Origin of the sequence: Micromonospora sp. CA-111912 (genome assembly GCF_050948415.1) — a bacterium.
In the GTDB taxonomy this organism is placed as follows: Bacteria; Actinomycetota; Actinomycetes; order Mycobacteriales; family Micromonosporaceae; genus Micromonospora.
In genome coordinates this window covers 4,810,025-4,828,495 of sequence record NZ_CP192007.1, presented here as the reverse complement: position 1 = coordinate 4,828,495, position 18,471 = coordinate 4,810,025, and the positions used below count along the sequence as shown (strand labels likewise).

Annotated in this window: 4 protein-coding genes; 2 read left to right on the top strand and 2 right to left on the bottom strand. The window is 75.0% G+C overall.

Annotation, left to right across the window (positions count from 1 at the left end; all coding sequences use genetic code 11):
- Positions 1–73: 73 nt before the first annotated feature.
- Both ACQPZO_RS19920 and ACQPZO_RS19915 read left to right on the top strand, forming a co-directional pair.
- Positions 74–1,096 carry a hypothetical protein gene (locus ACQPZO_RS19920; protein ID WP_433343024.1) on the top strand — a complete coding sequence of 341 codons (1,023 nt, stop codon included), beginning with the start codon at positions 74–76 and terminating at the stop codon, positions 1,094–1,096.
- Positions 1,083–2,231, top strand: coding sequence for a helix-turn-helix domain-containing protein (locus ACQPZO_RS19915; RefSeq protein ID WP_433343022.1), 1,149 nt, complete (start codon positions 1,083–1,085; stop codon positions 2,229–2,231). The genes ACQPZO_RS19920 and ACQPZO_RS19915 overlap by 14 nt, the downstream gene beginning before the upstream one ends.
- A 43-nt stretch (positions 2,232–2,274) precedes the next feature.
- Here the strand turns inward: ACQPZO_RS19915 and ACQPZO_RS19910 are convergent, their stop codons facing one another.
- Complete coding sequence (locus ACQPZO_RS19910; RefSeq protein ID WP_433343020.1) at positions 2,275–14,508, bottom strand: SDR family NAD(P)-dependent oxidoreductase; 12,234 nt, start codon at positions 14,506–14,508, stop codon at positions 2,275–2,277.
- On the bottom strand, positions 14,508–18,461 hold the full coding sequence (locus ACQPZO_RS19905; RefSeq protein WP_433343018.1) for a type I polyketide synthase: 3,954 nt from the start codon (positions 18,459–18,461) through the stop codon (positions 14,508–14,510). Before ACQPZO_RS19905 ends, ACQPZO_RS19910 begins: the two co-directional genes overlap by 1 nt.
- Between the last annotated feature and the right edge of the window lie 10 nt (positions 18,462–18,471).

Here is an 18,471-nt window from a genome sequence, read left to right as displayed (position 1 = left end):
CAGACCCGTACTCCCGTCCAATGTCACAGGAAAGCCGGCGCCACACCCTCCCTCCGTCAGTGATGATCGACAGGTGCTACGCATCCTCGGTCTGTCGCCAGTTGAGCAGGGCCTCTACGAAGCGTTGGTTGCCCGCCCACCGGTGACCCACGCCGAACTCACCCGGCTCGCGGCCGACCACTCCTGGGACGACCACACCGGGCCAGCACTCGTACGACTCCGACAACTGGACCTGGTTACCCTGACCAGCACGGACCCGCCGCGGTATGCCGCCACCCCGCCGCAGACCGCACTGGCAGCCCTCCTCGGTGCGCGCAGCCAGGAGCTGACCCAGGTCCACCAACGCATGCTCACGCTGAGCACGCAGTTCCACCAGGTTCGCGGCACCACGGCCGACGGCGGTCCGACCGAACCGGTCGAGGTCGTCCACGGCGCCGCCGAGATCGACCGGTACCTCACTCACGTCCTGCGCAGTGCCCGACACGAACTGTGTGTGTGCGACGCACCGCCATACGCCGCAGCAGACCAGATGGACTCCAACCAGGCCGAGCTGGAACTGCTGCGCGGCGGAATGTCCTGCCGGGTGCTGTACGACCACGGCGCGCTCGACCTGCCCGGCCGGGTCGCGGCCATCTCCCAGACCATCGATGCCGGCGAGCAGGCCCGGGTCACCGAGACTCCGCTAAAAATGATCCTGAGCGACCAGCCACTCGGGATGCTCCAGCTCGACACCGACACCGCGCCGTCAGACCGGGTGCTGATCGTGCGTGACCCGGTGCTGCTGGCGGCGCTGTTCGCACTCTTCGAACTGTATTGGGAACGCGCGGTGCCGCTGCGCCTCCGCGACAGCAAAGCCGAGGTGCGCCCGCCAGGCGAGCTGCCCGATGCGGACCGCGACCTGCTGTCCCTGCTGGTGTCCGGATTCACCGACCAGGGAATCGCCGACAATCTCGCTTGGTCCGAACGCACCGTGCGTCGTCGGGTGAGCGACATGATGTCCGAACTCGATGCCCGGACCCGGTTCCAAGCCGGATACCGGGCGGTCGCCCGCGGCTGGCTCACCGCGGCAGGGGAGGGTCACGGTGTCCAGCCCTGACGGCCTTCGACCGGCCCCGGACTCGGCAGGGGGAACAGCCGCCGACGGACGCGGCACGCTGGCAGCGATCGGGCTGGCCCCAGCGGAGGAGTCTGCCTACGAACTGCTGGTGGGCCGGCTCCCCACCACCGTCGCCGACCTCACCACGGCCTGGCAACGCCCCGAGCCGCTCGCGGATGTACTCGCCACGCTGGAGGCCAGGGACCTGGCCAGCCGGGTGCCCGGACCGCCGGACCGGTACATCGCGGTACCGCCGGACATCGCGATCGAGGCGCTACTGCTCGCCCACGAGCGGCAGATGCGCGAGGCTCGCCGGCACGTCGACGAACTCGCCACCGCCTACCGCGGGCACGCTGCCGCCCGCCGTCCTACGTTGGTCGAGAGGGTGAACGGCCGCGGAGCCGTCGTGCAGCGGCTCACGACACTGCACCGGACCGCCCGGCACGAGCTGCGTGTTCTGGTCCGACCGCCCGACCTCGGCGGTCCGTCCGATCCGAACCCTGGCGCGGTGTTCGAGCCGACGCCGCCGTACGGCCAGGTGATCTGCCGCGTGGTCTACCAGCGCGACTGCCTCGAACTTCCCGGCGCGCGGAGCCGGCTGACCGACCTGGCCGCCGCCGGCGCGCAGGCACGGACCCTGCCGGCGCTGCCCGTCAGCCTCTGCCTGGTTGACGACCGGCTGGCGCTGCTGCAGGTCGAGCCCGAACCCGGCGACGCCCAGCACACCCAGGGCGCGGTGATGGTGTACGCGAGCGGGCTTCTCGTCGCACTCGGCAAACTCTTCGATGCACTGTGGGAGCGCGCCGCGCCGGTGCCGCAGCATCCGCTCAACCCGGCAGTTGCCGGCCAGGGCACCTCGCCGGCCAGCCAGCCGCCCAACGCGTCCGAGGCGGACTACAGCGAGGTCGAACTTTCACAGCAGCAGCTCGTGGCACTGCTCCTGTCCGGCAGCACCGACGAGGTGATCGCCCGGCAGCTCGGGGTCGGCTACCGCACGCTGAGCCGACGGATCGCCACCCTGATGACCGAACTCGGCGCGCGCAACCGGTTCCAGGCCGGCGTCCAGGCCGCCTTCCGCGACCTCCAGGAGGACCAGGACCCGCGGGGCCACCGCGGCACCTCGGATCAGGCGTAGATGTCGGCGGCGGTGACGAGCGTGACCGAGCTGTGGGCGGATCTCAGCGATGCTCGCCGGCGGTGCCCAGCACGGCGTCGATGAGGCTGTACATCTCCTCGTCGGAGGCGATGTCGAGATCGGAGGCGACGTCGAGATCGGCGGAGACGGCGAGACCCTCGGTGCCGCGCCATCGGCGGAGAAGCCCCTCCAGCGCGGCCGTTATTTCCGTACGCGCGTCCTCTGCGGTCGTGGTCGCGCCCAGGGCCTCCTCCAGGTCGCGCAACCGGTCGAGGACCGGACGACTGGACGGCGTCCGCAGCGCACGCAGGCGGTCGGTGAGATGGCCGGCGAGTTCGACCGGGGTCGGGTGCTCGTAGACGACGGTCGCGGCCAGACTCAGGCCGGTGTCGGCGCTGAGCCGGTTGCGCAGCTGGATCGTGGCGAGAGAGTCCATGCCCAACTGCTTGAACGGCTCGCCCGGCGGAACGTCGGCGGCCGGGTGCCCGGAGACGGCCGAGACGTGGGTGACCACGCGCCCGAGCAGGAACTCCCGGAGGTCCTCGTCCGGCAGCGCGAGCACCTCGGCGGGCAACGGCTCGGGGCGGCCGGGCTCCGCGCCGGTGGTCAGCTCGGCGAGCAGGCCGCGGGGACGCCCGCCGAAGCGGTTCCAGTCGACCTCGGCGACCACGCTGCAGCCAGGCACGCAGCGCTCCAGCGCGTCGAGGGCCTCCTGCGGCACCATCGCGGTGAGACCGTCGAGGTGCGGGGGGCGGCCCGCCACGGCGTCGAACATGCCGGGACCGGCCCACGGTCCCCAGGCGACCGAGGTGGCGGGCAGGCCCAGGTCGCGCCGGTGCAGGGCGAGAGCGTCCAGCGCGGCGTTGGCGGCAGCGTAGGCGCCCTGACCGGCCGAGCCGACCACCCCGGCGAGCGAGGAGAACAGCACGAAATGCTCGAGCGGCAGGGCGCGGGTGAGCTCGTGCAGGTGCCAGGCGGCACCGGTCTTGGGCGCCCAGACGCCCGCCATCCGTTGCGGGGTCAGGACTGCGGCGGGGGCGTCGTCGAGGATGCCGGCAGCGTGCACGACCGCGGTCAGCGGCGCATCGGCGGGCACCGACGCGATCAGCCGGGACAGGGCGGCCCGGTCGGTGACGTCGCAGGCGGCGATGCGTACGTCCACTCCCAGCGCGACCAGGTCGGCGCGCAGGTCCTCCGCGCCCGGCGTGGCGGCGCCGCGCCGGCCGGCGAGCAGCAGGCGGCCGGCGCCGCGCCGGGCCAGCCACCGGGCGACCTGCGCGCCCAGGCCGCCGAGCCCGCCTGTCACCAAAATGGTCCCGTGCGGACGCCAGGGCTGCGGCTCCCGGACCGGTGCGCGGCGCAGGCGCGGGACGAGGACGTCGTCGCCGCGGATCGCGATCTCGTCCTCGCCACCGGGATCGAGCAGGACATCGGCCACCATGGACCAGCAATCCTGCTCCGGCAGATCGAGCAGGCCGCCCCAGACGTACGGTGTCTCGAGCGCGATCGTGCGGCCCAGCCCCCACACGGCGGCCTGCGCGGGCCGGCGGATCCGGTCGCCGGGGCCGGTCGAGACGGCGCCCCGGGTCAGGTTCCAGACCGGCGCGCCCAGCCCGGTGGCGTCGACGGCGTTGAGCAGGTCGAGCGTGGCGGTCGCGGCCCGGGGCAGCCCGGCGTCGTCCCGGTCGTCCAGCGCGAGCAGCGAGACGATCCCGGCCGGTGTCCCCTGGTGCTGCCGCAGATCGGTGCACTGCCGCACCTGCACGCCGCGCCCGATCAGGGCCCGGCGAAGGCCTGCGGCGTCGTGCTCGCCGACGATCAGCCAGGTCCCGCCGTGCGCGGGACGGTCGGGTGCGGGCCGGGGCTGCCAGGTGACGTCGTAGCGCACCGGGTCGACAGGCGGGTGCTCCACGTCGCGCAGCCAGTAACGCTCCCGCTGAAAGGCGTACGGCGGCAGGTCGACAAGTGTGCCGCCGGCGGTCAGCGGTGACCAGTCGACGCGGACGCCGCGTACGTGCAGGCCGGCCAGCGCGGTCAGGAAGCCGTCCGGCTCGGTCTCGCGCAGGCAGGTGATCGGCTCGTCCGCGTCCGGCAGGGCCGCGGACACCAGGGTGGACAGCGTGTGTCCCGGTCCGGCCTCGACGAACGCGCGGACCCCGGCCCGCGCGAGCCGCTCCAGGGCGTCGCCGAAGCGCACCGTGTCGCGGGCCTGCCGCGTCCAGTACTCCGGCGTGCACAGCTGCCCGGCCGCGACCGGCTCGCCGGTGACCGCGGAGATGATCGGCGTGGCGGGCGGCGAGAACGTCAAGCCGGTCAGCACCTCGTGGAACGGTTCGAGGATCTCGTCGAGGTGGTGCGAGTGGAAGGCGCGGTCGGTGCGCAGCACGGTGGCCCGCAGCCCCCGTACGCAGTCGTGGACGGCCTGCTCGTCGCCGGAGAGCACCACGGCGGCGGGCCCGTTCACGGCCGCGATCGCGACCTCGTGCTCGCGGCCCCGGATCAGCTCCCGCGCCTCGTCCTCGGAGACCGGCAGGGCGACCATCGCTCCGGCGTGGCCGACCTGGCGCATCAGCCTGCCCCGGGCGACGACCAGCGCGCAGGCGTCGGCCGTCGAGAGGACCCCTGCGGCGTACGCGGCGGTGATCTCCCCGACGGAGTGACCGGCGAGGAAGTCCGGGCGTACGCCGAAGCTGGTCAGCAGGCGGTGCAGCGCCGCCTCGACCGCGAAGATCGCGGGCTGGGCGTAGTCGGTGCGGCTCAGCAGCTCGGGTCCCAGGTCGGTGAGTGACCGGCCGAGCAGGGGCTCCAGCTCGGCATTCAGTTCGTCGAAGGCCTGCGCGTACGCGGGCATCGTCTCGTGGAGACGGCGGCCCATCCCGGGCCACGCCGTCCCCTGGCCGGGGAAGAGGAACGCGGTCGGGACCTCGCCCGACGCGTGCCCGGTGAGGCAGACGCCGCCGAGAAGGACGCTGCGGTGCGGGTGGTGGGCGCGCCGGGAGAGCGTGTACGCCACGTCCACGAGGCGAGGAGCGTCGGCCACGTGGTCGAGCAGCCGGGCGGTCTGCGCGGCAAGGGCGGCCGGCGTGGTGCCCGACACCGGGAGCGGCACGACCGGTGCCGTGGTGACCGCCGCCGAGGGCTCGGCGGGTTCGGGCTGCTCCAGGATCAGGTGCGCGTTGGTGCCACTGATCCCGAACGCGCTGACTGCGGCGCGCCGGGGCCGGCCGGTCTCGGGCCAGGGGGTGGGCGAGGTGAGCAGGGTCAGCGGCGTGTCGTCCCAGTCGACGTGCGGGGTGGGCGCGGTGAGCCTGGGCTGCGCCGGAAGTTCGCCGTGGCGCATCGCCAGGATCATCTTGATGATGCCGGTGACGCCTGCGGCGGCCTGGGTGTGGCCGAGGTTGGCCTTGATCGAGCCGATGTGCAACGGTCGTTCTCGCCCGGCGCCGTACGTGGCGGCCAGGGCCTGTGCCTCGATCGGGTCGCCGAGCGTGGTGCCCGTGCCGTGCGCCTCGACGACGTCGACGTCGTCGGCGTTCAGCCCGGCCCCGGCGAGCGTGGCCCGGATCAGCCGCTCCTGGGCGTCGCGGCTGGGCGCGGTGAGCCCGTTGGAGGGCCCGTCCTGGTTGACGGCGGTGCCGCGCACGACGGCGAGCACCCGGTGGCCGTTGGCGCGGGCCCGCGACAGCGTCTCGAGGACGAGGACGGCCGAGCCCTCGCCCCATGCGGTGCCGTCGGCGTCCGAGGAGAACGGTTTGGCGTGGCCGTCGGGGGCGAGGCCGTGCTGCTGGGAGAACTCGACGAACCGGGTGGGCGTGGACATGACGGTCGCCCCGGCCACGATCGCGAGGCTGCTCTCGCGCTCGCGCAGCGACCGGGCGGCCAGGTGCAGCGCGACCAGGGAGGACGAGCACGCCGTGTCGACGGTCATGGCCGGCCCGTGCAGGCCGAGCAGGTAGGCGAGCCGACCGGAGGCGACGCTCGGGGTGTTGGCGACCGAGGCCTGCCCTACCAGGTCGTCGGGGATGTCGGTGACCAGCGAGGTGTAGTCGCCGGCGATCAGCCCGGTGAAGGTGCCCGTGTCGGAGCCGCGCAGCGCGTGCGGGTCCACGCCGGCGTCCTCCAGGGCGTGCCAGGTGGTCTCCAGCAGGACCCGGTGCTGCGGGTCCATGATGAGCGCGTCGCGCGGCGAGATGCCGAAGAACGACGGGTCGAACGCGGTGGCGTCGCCCAGGAACCCACCCCGTCGCACGTACGTCTTCCCGGGGGCCGGCGAAGGCGCGTAGAGCGCGTCGGTCGCCCAGCCCCGGTCGGCGGGGAAGTCGGTGATCACGTCGCGGCCCTCGGCGAGCAGGCGCCACAGCTCGGCGGGCGTGCCGATGCCGGGGTAGCGGCAGGCCATACCGACGATCACGACCGGGTCGTCGGTGTCCGCGGCGGGCCGGGCCGCCGGTTCGCCGCCGGCGGGTCGGGCGGGTGTCCGGCCGGTCAGGAAGGCGACCAGCGCGGCCGGGGTGGGCCGGTCGAAGACCAGGGTGGCCGGCAGCCGCAGCCCGGTGGCGGCGCTCAGCCGGTTGCGCAGTTCGAGGCCGGTGAGCGAGTCGAAGCCCAGGTCGCGGAAGGTGCGGTCCTCCTCGATGTCGTCGGCCGAGCCGTGGCCGAGCACCGCGGCCATGGTCGACAGGACCAGGTCGGTCAGCGTCTGCCGGTCGCGCGGGGCAGCGTCCGCCGCGTCGGTGGGCGCGGCCGCCGGTGTACGGCGGGACGGGCCGGCGAACGCGGTGGGGTCGAGACGGGCGGGGATCAGGTGCGCGACGTCGCGGGCGAGCGCCAGGTCGAACGCCGCGAGGCCCTGTTCGCGGCCGAGCGGGGAGAGGCCGTACCGGGCCAGCCAGGCCCGGCCGGCGTTGCCGAGGTGGCCGGTCATGCCGGTGTCGAGTTCCCAGAGCCCCCAGGACAGCGAGGTCGCCGTGAGGCCGCGGGCACGGCGGTGGTGGGCGAGCGCGTCGAGGAACGAGTTCGCGGCGGCGTAGTTGGCCTGCCCGGGCGTGCCGATAGTGCCGGCCACCGAGGAGAAGAGCACGAACGCGTCGAGGTCGAGGTGCTCGGTGAGCCGGTGCAGGTGCCACGCCCCGTCGGCCTTGGGCCGCAGCACGGTGTCGAGCCGGGTCGCGTCCAGCGAGTCGAGGGTGCCGTCGTCGAGTACCCCGGCGGCGTGCACGACGGCGGTCAGCGGGTGCTCGGGGTCGAGGGAGCCGAGCAGCGCGGCGACCGCGTCGGGGTCGGCCACGTCGCAGGCGGCGACGCGCGTCCGGGCGCCGAGCGCAACCAGCTCGTCCGCGATTGGGGCGCCGCGCCCGCTGCGCCCGGTCAGGACCAGGTGGCGTACGCCGTGCTCGGTGACCAAGTGGCGGGCGACGAGCGCGCCCAGCGTGCCGGTGCCCCCGGTGATCAGCACGGTTCCGTCGGGGTTCCACGCCCACGGCGCCGTCGTGGGTGGGGTGGCGGATCGGGTCAGTCGGGGGGCGAGCAGCCGCGAGCCGCGTAGGGCGACCTGGGGTTCGCCGGTGCTGGCCGCCGCGCGCAGATCCTCGGGGCCGGCGGGCCGGTCGGTGTCGACGAGCACGATGCGGCCCGGGTTCTCGGTCTGCGCCGAGCGCACCAGGCCCCGGACCGCCGACTGTGCCAGGTCGGTGTGCCGGGTGACCACGACCAGGGTCGTGTCCGAGTGGGCCGGGTCGGCCAGGGTGCGCTGCAACCACCCCAGGACGCCGCCGGTCGCCTCGCGCACCGCGGCGGGGACGTCCGGTGTGCTGTCGGGGCAGACGTACGCCACGACCTCGGCCGGTTCGCCGGCCCGCGCCTCGACCCAGTCGACCTGCCAGAGCAGCCGGTCGGGCGACCCGCGCCGCAGCGGGCGCAGCGTGAGCGCGTCGACCGAGGCCACGGGCCGGCCGTCGAAGTCGGTGGCGTGCAGCCGGATCGCGCCGCCGCCCGCGTCGGCGAGGTGCACCCGCAGGCCGGTCGCGCCGGTGGCGTGCAGCGCGACGCCGCTCCACGAGTACGGCAGGCAGATCTCGTCGTGGTCGTCCGCGACCAGCAGGGGATGCAGGGCGGCGTCGAGCAGGGCGGGATGCAGCCCGTACTCGGCGGCGTCGGCTTGCAGCGGTTCCGGGAGGACGATCTCGGCGTACAGGTCGGTGCCGGATCGCCAGAGCGCCCGCAGGCCCCGGAAGGCGGGCCCGTAGTCGTAGCCGGTCGCGGCCAGGCGCTCGTAGGCGTCGCCGAGGTCGACCCGTTCGGCGTCCGGGGGCGGCCACGCGAACGGCGCGGCCGGGGCCACCCTGCCGGTCAGCCAGCCGCTCGCGTGCCGGACCCAGGTGCTGGCGTCCTCGGCGTACACGGTGACCGGGCGGCGTGGCTCCGACGCGGCCCCGCCGACACTGACCTGGATCCGCGCGCCGGCACCCTCGGCCAGGACCAGCGGCGCGTGCAGGACCAGCTCCTCGACCTGCGGGCGGCCGACCCGCTGCCCGACGTGCAGGGCGAGTTCCACGAACGTCGTCCCGGAGAGCAGCACGTCGCCGCCGACGCCATGGTCGGCCAGCCACGGCCGGCCGGTCGCCGACAGGACACCGGTGAGCAGCAGCCCGCCGTCGTCGGCGCGCGGCAGCCCGGCACCGAGCAGCGGGTGTTCGCCGGGCACCAGGCCCAGGGCGCGGGCACCGGCCGCCGCGGTGTCGGGCAGCAGCCAGAAGCGTTCGGTCTGGAACGCGTACGTGGGCAGGCCGACACGCCCCCGGGCGCCCGCCGCCAGGGCCGGCTCCCAGCGCACACCGAGGCCGATCACGTACGCCTCGGCGATCGAGGTCAGCAGCCGGTCGAGGCCGCCGTCGTCGCGGCGCAGCGTGCCGAGCGCGGTCCCGGGACGGTCGCCCTCGTCGAGGATCTCCTGGACGTCCATGGTCAGCACCGCGCGCGGGCTCGCCTCGACGAACGTGCGGTGGCCGGCGGCGTGCAGGGCCCTGATCGCGCCCTCGAATTCGACGGTGTGCCGCAGGTTGCGGTACCAGTACTCGGCGTCGAGGCCGGCCGTGTCGATGATCCCGCCGGTGAGCGTGGAGTGGAACGGCATGTCCGAGGTGCGCGGCCGGATCCCGGCGAGCTCGGTGAGCAGGCGCTCGCGCAGCCGTTCCACCTGGGCCGAGTGCGAGGCGTAGTCCACGGGCAGCCGGGACAGCCGTACGTCTTCGGCCGCGAGCTGCTCGCCCAGCGCGTCCAGCGCGTCCGGGTCGCCGGAGACCACCGTCGACCGGGGACCGTTGACCGCCGCGATCGAAATCCGCCCCTGCCAGGGCCGCAGGTGCCGCTGGGCGGCGGCGCGCGGGAGCTGGACCGACATCATGCCGCCGCGACCCGACAGCGCGCGGATCGCCCTGGCCCGCAGGCAGACCACCCGGGCACCGTCCGAGAGCGACAGTGCCCCGGCAACGCAGGCCGCCGCGATCTCCCCCTGCGAGTGCCCCACCACCGCGGCCGGCTCGACGCCGAAGGAACGCCACACCGCGGCCAGCGACACCATCACCGCCCACAGCGCCGGCTGCACGACGTCGACGTGGCGCAGCGCCGCCGCGTCGCCCAGCACGCCGGGCAGCGACCGGTCCACGAACGGAGCCAGGGCCCGCCCGCACTCGCGCATCGACGCCGCGAACACCGGCGAGGACTCCAGCAGCCGCACGGCCATGCCGGTCCACTGGGTGCCCTGGCCCGGGAAGACCAGGACCGGCCGGTGTCCCGGGCGGGCCCGCCCGGTGCTCACGCCCGGCGCCGGCAGCCCGCAGGCCACCGCGTCGAGGCCGCGCAGCAGCTCGTCGCGCCCGGTGCCGACGACGACCGCGCGGTGCTCGTGCGCGTGACGGTGCGCGGTCAGGGCACGGGCCAGATCGGCGAGGTCGGTCTCCGGTTCGCCGTGCAGCAGGTCGCGCAGCCGGGCGGCCTGCGCCCGCAACGCCCGCGGGGACCGGCCGGACACCACCCAGGGCAGCGCGGCGGGCGGTTCCGGGCGGCGTCCGGGCGCCGGCTCCGGGGCGGGTTCCTCCAGCAGTACGTGCGCATTGGTGCCGCTTATGCCGAAGGAGGAGACGCCCGCCCGGCGCGGGCGGCCGGTCCACGGCCACGTGGTGGTGGCGTCGAGCAGGCGTAGGCCCGAGTCCTCCCAGTCGACGTGCCCGGTCGGGCGGTCCAGGTGCAGCAGGCCCGGCAGGACCCCGTGCCGTAGGGCCTGGACCATCTTGATGACGCCGCCGACGCCGGCCGCCGCCTGCGCGTGCCCGATGTTCGCCTTGAGGGAGCCGAGCAGCAGCGGCCGTCCGTCCGGCCGGTCCCGCCCGTACGTGGCGATCAGCGACCGCGCCTCGATGGGGTCGCCGAGCGGCGTGCCGGTGCCGTGCGCCTCCACCGCGTCGATGTCGCCGGGTGCCAGGCCGGCGTCGGCGAGCGCCTCCTGGATCACCTGCTCCTGGGCCGGGCCGCTGGGCGCGGAGAGGCCGTTGGAGGCGCCGTCCTGGTTCACGGCGCTGCCGCGCACGACCGCCCACACCCGGTGGCCGTGGCGGCGGGCGTCGGAGAGACGTTCGAGCACGAGCAGGCCGGCGCCCTCGGCCCAGGCGGTGCCGTCCGCCCCGGCCGCGAACGACTTGCACCGCCCGTCGGGGGCGAGCCCGCGCAGCCGGGAGAACTCCACGAACATCTCCGGCGTGGACATCACCGAGACGCCGCCGGCCAGGGCGAGCGTGCACTCGCCGCGGCGCAGCGACTGGACGGCCAGGTGCAGGGCGACCAGCGAGGACGAGCACGCCGTGTCCACGGTGACGGCGGGGCCGCGCAGGCCGAACACGTACGACAGGCGCCCGGAGACCACGCTGGAGGTGTTGCCCGTGACGAGGTGGCCCTCGAGTCCGGCGGGCACGGTGTGCACCCGGGGCGCGTAGTCGTGGTGCATGACGCCGGCGAAGACGGCGGTGCGGCTCTCGCGTACGGTCGCCGGGTCGATGCCGGCGTGCTCGAACGCCTCCCAGGCGGCGGTCAGCAGCAGCCGCTGCTGCGGGTCGGTGGTGAGCGCCTCGCGCGGCGAGATCCCGAAGAACACGGCGTCGAACTCGGCGGCGTCGTAGAGGAAACCGCCGCGACGGGTCAGCGAGGTGCCGGGCCGGTCGGGTCCGGCACCGAACAGCGCGTCGAGGTCCCAGCCCCGGTCGGCGGGGAACTCGCCGATCGCGTCGCCGCCCGACTCGGCCAGCCGCCACAGCTCGTCGGGGCCGGTGACGCCGCCTGGGTAACGGCAAGCCATGCCCACGATGACGACCGGGTCGTCCGCGTCGGCCGACCCGGCCACCGGCGCGGGCCCGGGGACGGGGACGGACGCGGCGAACAGGTGACGGGTCAGCGCGGCCGGGGTGGGGTGGTCGAAGACCGCCGTGCCGGGCAGCGCGGTGCCCGTGCGCGCGCGGACCCGGTCCAGCAGTTCCGCGGCCATCAGCGAGTCGAGACCCAGGTCGGTGAACGTGCGCTCAGGTTCCACGGCCGTCGCGTCGGGATAGCCGAGCACCTCGGCGACCTCCTCCACGACCAGGTCCCCGACGGTCACCGCGGGCCGCGCCGTTCGCGGGACCGGCCGCGAGGTCAGCCAGTGGGGCTCGCGCTGGAACGCGTACGTCGGCAGCCGTAGTCCTGCGGCCCCGCCGAGCACCGTGGCCCAGTCCACCGGCACGCCGTGCGCGTGCAGCGTGCCGAGCGCGCCGAGCAGCGTCGCCGGTTCGGGCCGCTTGCGGCGCAGCACGGCGGTCACGGCCGGCGCGGGCCCGTCGCCGGCGGCCAGACACTCGCGGGCCGCAGCGGCCAGGCCCCCGCCGGGCCCGAGCTCGACGAGGACGGCGGCGTCCAGGGCGCGCATCGCGGCCAGGAACCGTACGGGCTCCCGAGCCTGCCGCACCCAGTAGCCCGGGTCGGTCATCTCGGCGGGGCCGACGGGCTCGCCGGTGAGCGTCGACACGATCGGCAGCCGCGGCGGGTGCAGGGCGACCGCCGCCAGGACCGCACCGTAACGCTCCAGCATCGGGTCCAGGTCGCGCGAGTGCAGCGCCCGGCTCACCCGCAGCGCCGTGGTCTTGCGCCCTCGGCGGGCGAGCAACTCGGCCGCGTGGGCGAGCGCCTCGGCATCGCCGCTGATCACGGTGGCCGCCGGCCCGTTGACGGCGGCCAGCCCGATCCGGCCGTCGTAGCCGGACAGCAGTTCGAGGATCTCCTCCGCGCAGGCGCGCACGGCCAGCATCGCGCCGGTCGCCGGCAGCGCCTGCATGAGCTCACCCCGGGCGGCCACCACGGTCGCCGCGTCGGGCAGGTCGAGGACACCGGCGACGGTCGCGGCGGCGAGCTCGCCGATCGAGTGCCCGGCGAGCGCTGCGGCCGCCACGCCGTACGAGGTGACCAGGCGGTAGACCGCCACCTCCAGCGCGAACAGCGCCGGCTGGGTGTAGCGGGTCTCGTCCAGCAGGGCGGCCCGCGGCGTGCCGGCCGGGGCGAACACGATCTCGCGCAGCGGTACGTCGAGGCGGGCGTCCAGGTGCCGGCAGACCTCGTCGAAGGCGTCCCGGAATACCCGGTGCTCGCGGTACAGCGCCCGGCCCATCCCCGGATACTGGCTGCCCTGCCCGGAGAAGAGGAACGCGGCGGTCGCGCCGGGCGTGGCCACGCCCCGGGAAATCTCCGGGCTGCCGCGCCCGGCCGCGAGCCGGTCCAGCCCCGCGAGCAGACCCGGCTCGTCGGCCGCGGTGAGCACCGCCCGATGCCGCAGGAAGGTCCGCGCACCGGCCAGCGGGCGGGCCACCGCCAGGAGGTCGGTGCGGGGCCGGTCGGCCAGGTACGCCCGCAGCCGCGCCGCCTGATCCGCCAGCGCGGCACCGGTGTGGCCGGAGAGCAGGAACGCGGCCTGCGCCGGGCCGGGTTCCGACGGGGATGCTGCGGCGACGTGTTCGGCGAGCACCACGTGGCAGTTCGTGCCGCCCATCCCGAACGAGCTGACCCCGGCGATCCGTGGCCCGTCCGCCGTCCACGGCACCGCCTCGGTCACGACCCGCAGCCGCAGCTCGTCGAGGGGTACCCGCGGGTGCGGCGCCGTGAAGTGCAGGGCGGCGGGCAGCTCGCGGTGCCGGATCGCCAGGGCGGTCTTGATCAGGCCGCAGATGCCGGCCGCGCCCTCCAGGTGGCCGAGGTTGGTCTTGACCGAGCCGACCGGCAGCGGGCGGCCGGGGTCGCGGACGGCGCCCAGGACCGCGCCGAGCGCGGCGGCCTCGACCCGGTCACCGACGGGCGTGCCGGTGCCGTGCAGCTCGACGTAGCCCACGCTCACCGGGTCGGCACCGGCGTCGCGGTACGCGTCGCGCAGCAGCTGCGCTTGCGCCGCCTCGCTGGGCACGGTCAGGCCTGCGCCGCCGCCGTCGTTGTTCAGCGCCGACCCCCTGACGACGCAGTACACCGGGTTGCCGTCGCGCAGCGCCGCCGCCAGGGGCTTGAGCACGACGATGCCGCCGCCCTCGCCCCGCACGAAGCCGTCGGCGCCCGCGTCGAAGGTGCGGCAGCGGCCGCCGGGGGACAGGCCGCCGAACAGGGCAGCCTCCTCGTCGCTCGCCGCGAGCAGGTTGAGGTTCACGCCCCCGGCCAGCGCCACGTCGGACTCGCCCGAGCGCAGGCTGCGGCAGGCCAGGTGAACGGCGGCGAGGGAGGCAGACTGCCCGGTGTCGACGGTCAGGCTCGGGCCGCGCAGGCCGTACAGGTAGGAGATCCGGTTGGCGATCAGGCTGCGCTGCAGGCCGGTGAACGAGTGCTGGGTGGCGGTGTCCTCGCCGAGCTGCTGGGCCAGCCGGGCGTAGTCGTCGCGCATCGCCCCGACGAAGACCCCGGCCCGGCCGCCGCGCAGGGTCGCCGGGACGATCCCGGCGTCCTCCAGGGCCTCCCAGCTCAGCTCCAGGGCGAGTCGCTGCTGCGGGTCCATGACGGCCGCCTCGCGCGGGGAAATCCCGAAGAACGTGGCGTCGAAGCCGTCGACCGTGGGCAGGAACGAGCCAACCCGGGGCCGTTCGCCCGGCCCGGCGTCGGTCCAGCGGCCCGGCGGCGCCTCGGTGACGGCGTCCACCCGGTCGCGCAGCAGCCGCCAGAACTGCTCCGGCCCATCGGCGCCGGCGAACCGGCAGGCCATCCCGACGATCGCGACGTCCTCGTGCATCACAGGACCTCGGCCAGCCAGTCGTCGACCGTACGGGCGGCCGCCTCGGCCTGCTCGGAGAGCATGTTCAGGTGGTTGCCGGGCAGCGTCACCACGCGGTTGCAGGGCGGCCGGAACCGGGCCTGCGGCGCGGGCGCGGGACGCCCGGGCAGCGCGTCAGCCGCGGCCACGTGCAGGATCGGGGTGGCTATCCCGCCGGGCCGCCAGTCGGCGAACAGGCTCTGGTAGGCGCCCATCGCGCCGAGCTGGGTGTCCAGGGCGCGGTCGGTGCCGCCCGCCCCGGCCGGCCAGCGGCGCGCCTGCTCGCGCATGAAGCCGGCGCGCAGCTCGTCGGCACCCGAGGCGTACGGGTAGTAGTCGAAGAGCACGAGCGCGGCGGCCGGACGCCCGGCGGCCTCCAAGTGCGCGGCGAGTTCGTGCGCGAGCCACCCGCCCGACGAGTAGCCCACCAGCACGACCCGGTCCAGCTTGCCGTTGTCCAGCAGGGCCCGCGCCTGCGCCCGCACCAGGGCGTCCAGGTCGGTCGGCACCCGCTCACCGGGCTCGAAGCCCGGCGGCCGAACCATCCACAACGGACGCGGCTGCGGCATCGCGGCGGCGAAGAACCCGTAGGCGACGTCGGTCATCGGGGCGATCGGCGCCGACGTGCAGACCAGCGCCGCGCCCGTGCCGTCCGCCATCCGGTACATCGGCGCGGCGGTCCCGTCCCCGAAGGTGGGGCGCAGGCTGCCCGCCGTACGGATCAGGTCCATGGCCGCGGCGGTGCGGCCCGCGCGGACACCGACGAGGTAGAGCGCGCTGAGCGTGCCGTCGCCCGCGTCCGCCTCGGCGGGTGCGTCGAGCGCAGCGGATGCGGCCTCGGGCAGCCGGGTGCCGAGGAACTCGGCGAGGTCGGTGACGGTCGGGTAGTTGAGGACGTCGGCCAGCTGCAGCTCGACGCCGGTCGCGGTGCCCAGCCGGTTGCGCAGGTCCACCGCGTTGAGCGACTCGAAGCCCAGGTCACGGAACGTGTCGTCGCGGGGGACGGCCCCGGGCGAGGCGTATCGCAGCACCACGGCGACGTGCTCGGCGATCAGGTCGGCGAGAGCGTCGTCGCGCTCGCCCGGCGCCAGCGTGGCCAGGCGGCGCAGCAGGGCACCGGCGGTCTCCTCCGCTCCACCGTCGTCCGCCGGGCGGCCGTCCATCCGGGGCAGCGCCGAGTTCAGCCAGTACCGTTCCCGCTGGAACGCGTAGCCCGGCAGGTCGATCCGGCGCCCACCGGTGCCGACGAGCGCGGCCGGCCAGTCGACGGCCACGCCCGACACGTGCGCCTCGGCCAGCGCGGCCATCCACCGGTCGAGGTCGCCCTCGTCGCGGCGCAGCGTGCCCAGGGCCGCGACGGGGGCCCCGACCGCGTCGAGCGTCTCGCGGACGGCCGGCAGGAGCACCGGGTGCGGGCTGACCTCGATCAGCTTCAGGTTGCCGCCGTCCAGCAGCGTGTTGACCGCCCGGTCGAACCGAACCGGCTCGCGCAGATTGCGGTACCAGTAGGCGGCGTCCAGCGGTACGGCCGCCGTGTCGTGCCAGTCACCGGTGACCCCGGAGACGTAGGGCACGGTCGCGGCCTCGGCCCGGATCCCGGCCAGCCCTTCGAGGAGCCGGTCGCGGATCGACTCCACCTGGTAGGAATGGGCGGCGTACCCGATCGGCAGCCGCCGGGTGGCCACATTCCGGCGCGCGCACCCGGCGAGCAGCGCGGCCAACTCCGTGAGGTCACCGGAGACCACCGTGGATCGGGGCCCGTTGACGGCGGCGATCTCGAGGCGGCGCGACAGCAGGCCGCCGGTCTCGTCGGGGGACAGGCCCACCGAGGCCATCCCGCCCAGCCCGGTCAGCTCGGTGAACAGCCGGCTGCGCAGCGCTGACACCCGCATGGCGTCGGGCAGCGTCAACGCGCCGGCCAGCCACGCCGCGGCGATCTCCCCCTGCGAGTGCCCGGTGACGGCGGCGGGCCGCACACCGCAGGACCGCCACATCTGGGCCAGCCCGGCCATTATCGCGAGCAGTGTGGGTTGCAGCACGTCGGGCCGCTGCTGAGGCGGTGTGCCGTCCTCGCCGCGCAGCACCGCACCCAGCGACCATTCGACCACTTCGGACAGCGCGTCCTCGCACGCCGCGATCGTCTCTCGGAACACCCGCGAGGTCCGCAGCAGCTCCCGCCCCATGCCCGGCCACTCGCTGCCCTGCCCGGGAAAGAGGAACGCGACGCCGCCGTCCGCACCGGCGTGCCCGAGGACGACCCGCGGCGAGGGCGTCCCTTCGGCCAGGGCGTCGAGGCCGGCAAAGCCGTCCCCGCGGTCGCTCAGCACCACGGCCCGGTGCGGGTGGTGGGTGCGTCGGCAGAGAACGTACGCGACGTCGGCAGCGCCCGCCTTTGCCGTCAACCCGTCGAGGTGCCCACGCAGGCTGCGCGCCTGAGCGGCCAACGCCGCCGCGCTGGTGGCCGAAAGCGTGAGCGGCAGCACCGCCGGCACACCGTCCTCCTCACCGCCGGCGGACCCCGCCGGAGTGTCCGCCTCGCCGGGTGCGGGCGGCTCCTCCAGGATCAGGTGGGCGTTGGTGCCGCTCATGCCGAAGGCGCTGACCGCCATGCGCCGGGGCCGGCCGCCGGTCTCGGGCCAGGGGGTGGCCTCCGCCAGGGGGCGCAGGGCCGTCTTCTCCCAGTCGACGTGCGGCGTGGGCCGGGAGAAGCCGGCGATCGGGGGCAGCAGGCCGTGCCGCAGCGCCAGGACCGTCTTGACGACGCTGGCGATGCCGGCCGCCGCTTGGGTGTGCCCGAGGTTGCCCTTGTTGGAACCGATATGGAGCGTGCGTTCTCTGCGAGAGCCGTACGTGGCCGCGAGCGCTTGCGCCTCGATCGGATCGCCGAGCGTGGTGCCGGTGCCGTGCGTCTCCACCGCATCGACGTCGTCTCCGGTGAGCCCGGCCCGTTCGAGCGTCTCCCGGATGAGTTGCTCCTGAGCGTGCCGGTTCGGTGCGGTGAGCCCGTTCGACGGCCCGTCGTGGTTGACCCCCGACCCGCGCAGCACGGCCAGCACCCGGTGCCCCAGGGCGCGGGCCCGCGACAGCTTCTCCAGGACGACCACGGCCGCGCCCTCGCCCCACGCCGTGCCGTCGGCGTCGGCGGAGAACGGTTTGATCAGGCCGTCCGGGGCCAGTGCCCGCTGCTGGGAGAACTCGATGAACCGGGCCGGGGTGGCGGTGACCGCGGCCCCGCCGGCGAGCGCGAGCCTGCACTCGCCCAGATGCAGGGACTGGGCCGCCAGGTGCACGGCTACCAGCGACGATGAGCAGGAGGTGTCGACGCTCAGCGCCGGCCCGTGGACGCCGAGCAGATAGGCGATGCGGCCCGAGGCGACGCTGACCGCGTTGTTGATTGAGATCTGGCCGATCAGGTCGGGCGGGATCTCGGCCAGGTTGGTGGTGTAGTCGCCGGCCGAGATCCCGGCGAACACCCCCGTGTCGGTGCCGCGCAGCGCGGCCGGGTCGACTCCGGCGTCTTCGAGGGCGTGCCAGGCGGTCTCGAGCAGGATCCGGTGCTGCGGGTCCATCACGATCGCCTCACGCGGCGCGATACCGAAGAAGCCTGCGTCGAAGCCGGTCGCGGTGTCCAGGAAGCCGCCGACGCGGACGTACGTCGTGCCGGGCGCCGGCGCCTGCGGGTTCGGGTCGTAGACGCTGGCGGTGTCCCAGCCTCGGTCGGCCGGGAAGTCGGTGATCGCGTGCTTGCCCTGCGAGAGCAGCTCCCACAGGTCGTCGGGGGTGTCCGCGCCGCCGGGGTAGCGGCAGGCCATGCCGACGACCACCACCGGGTCAGTGTCCGGGCGCAGGGCCTCGCGCAGCCGGGCCCGGGTGTCGTACAGCTCGGTGGTGACGCGTTTGAGGTATTCGGCGAGTTTCGTTTCCTGGGACATGCGAACGACA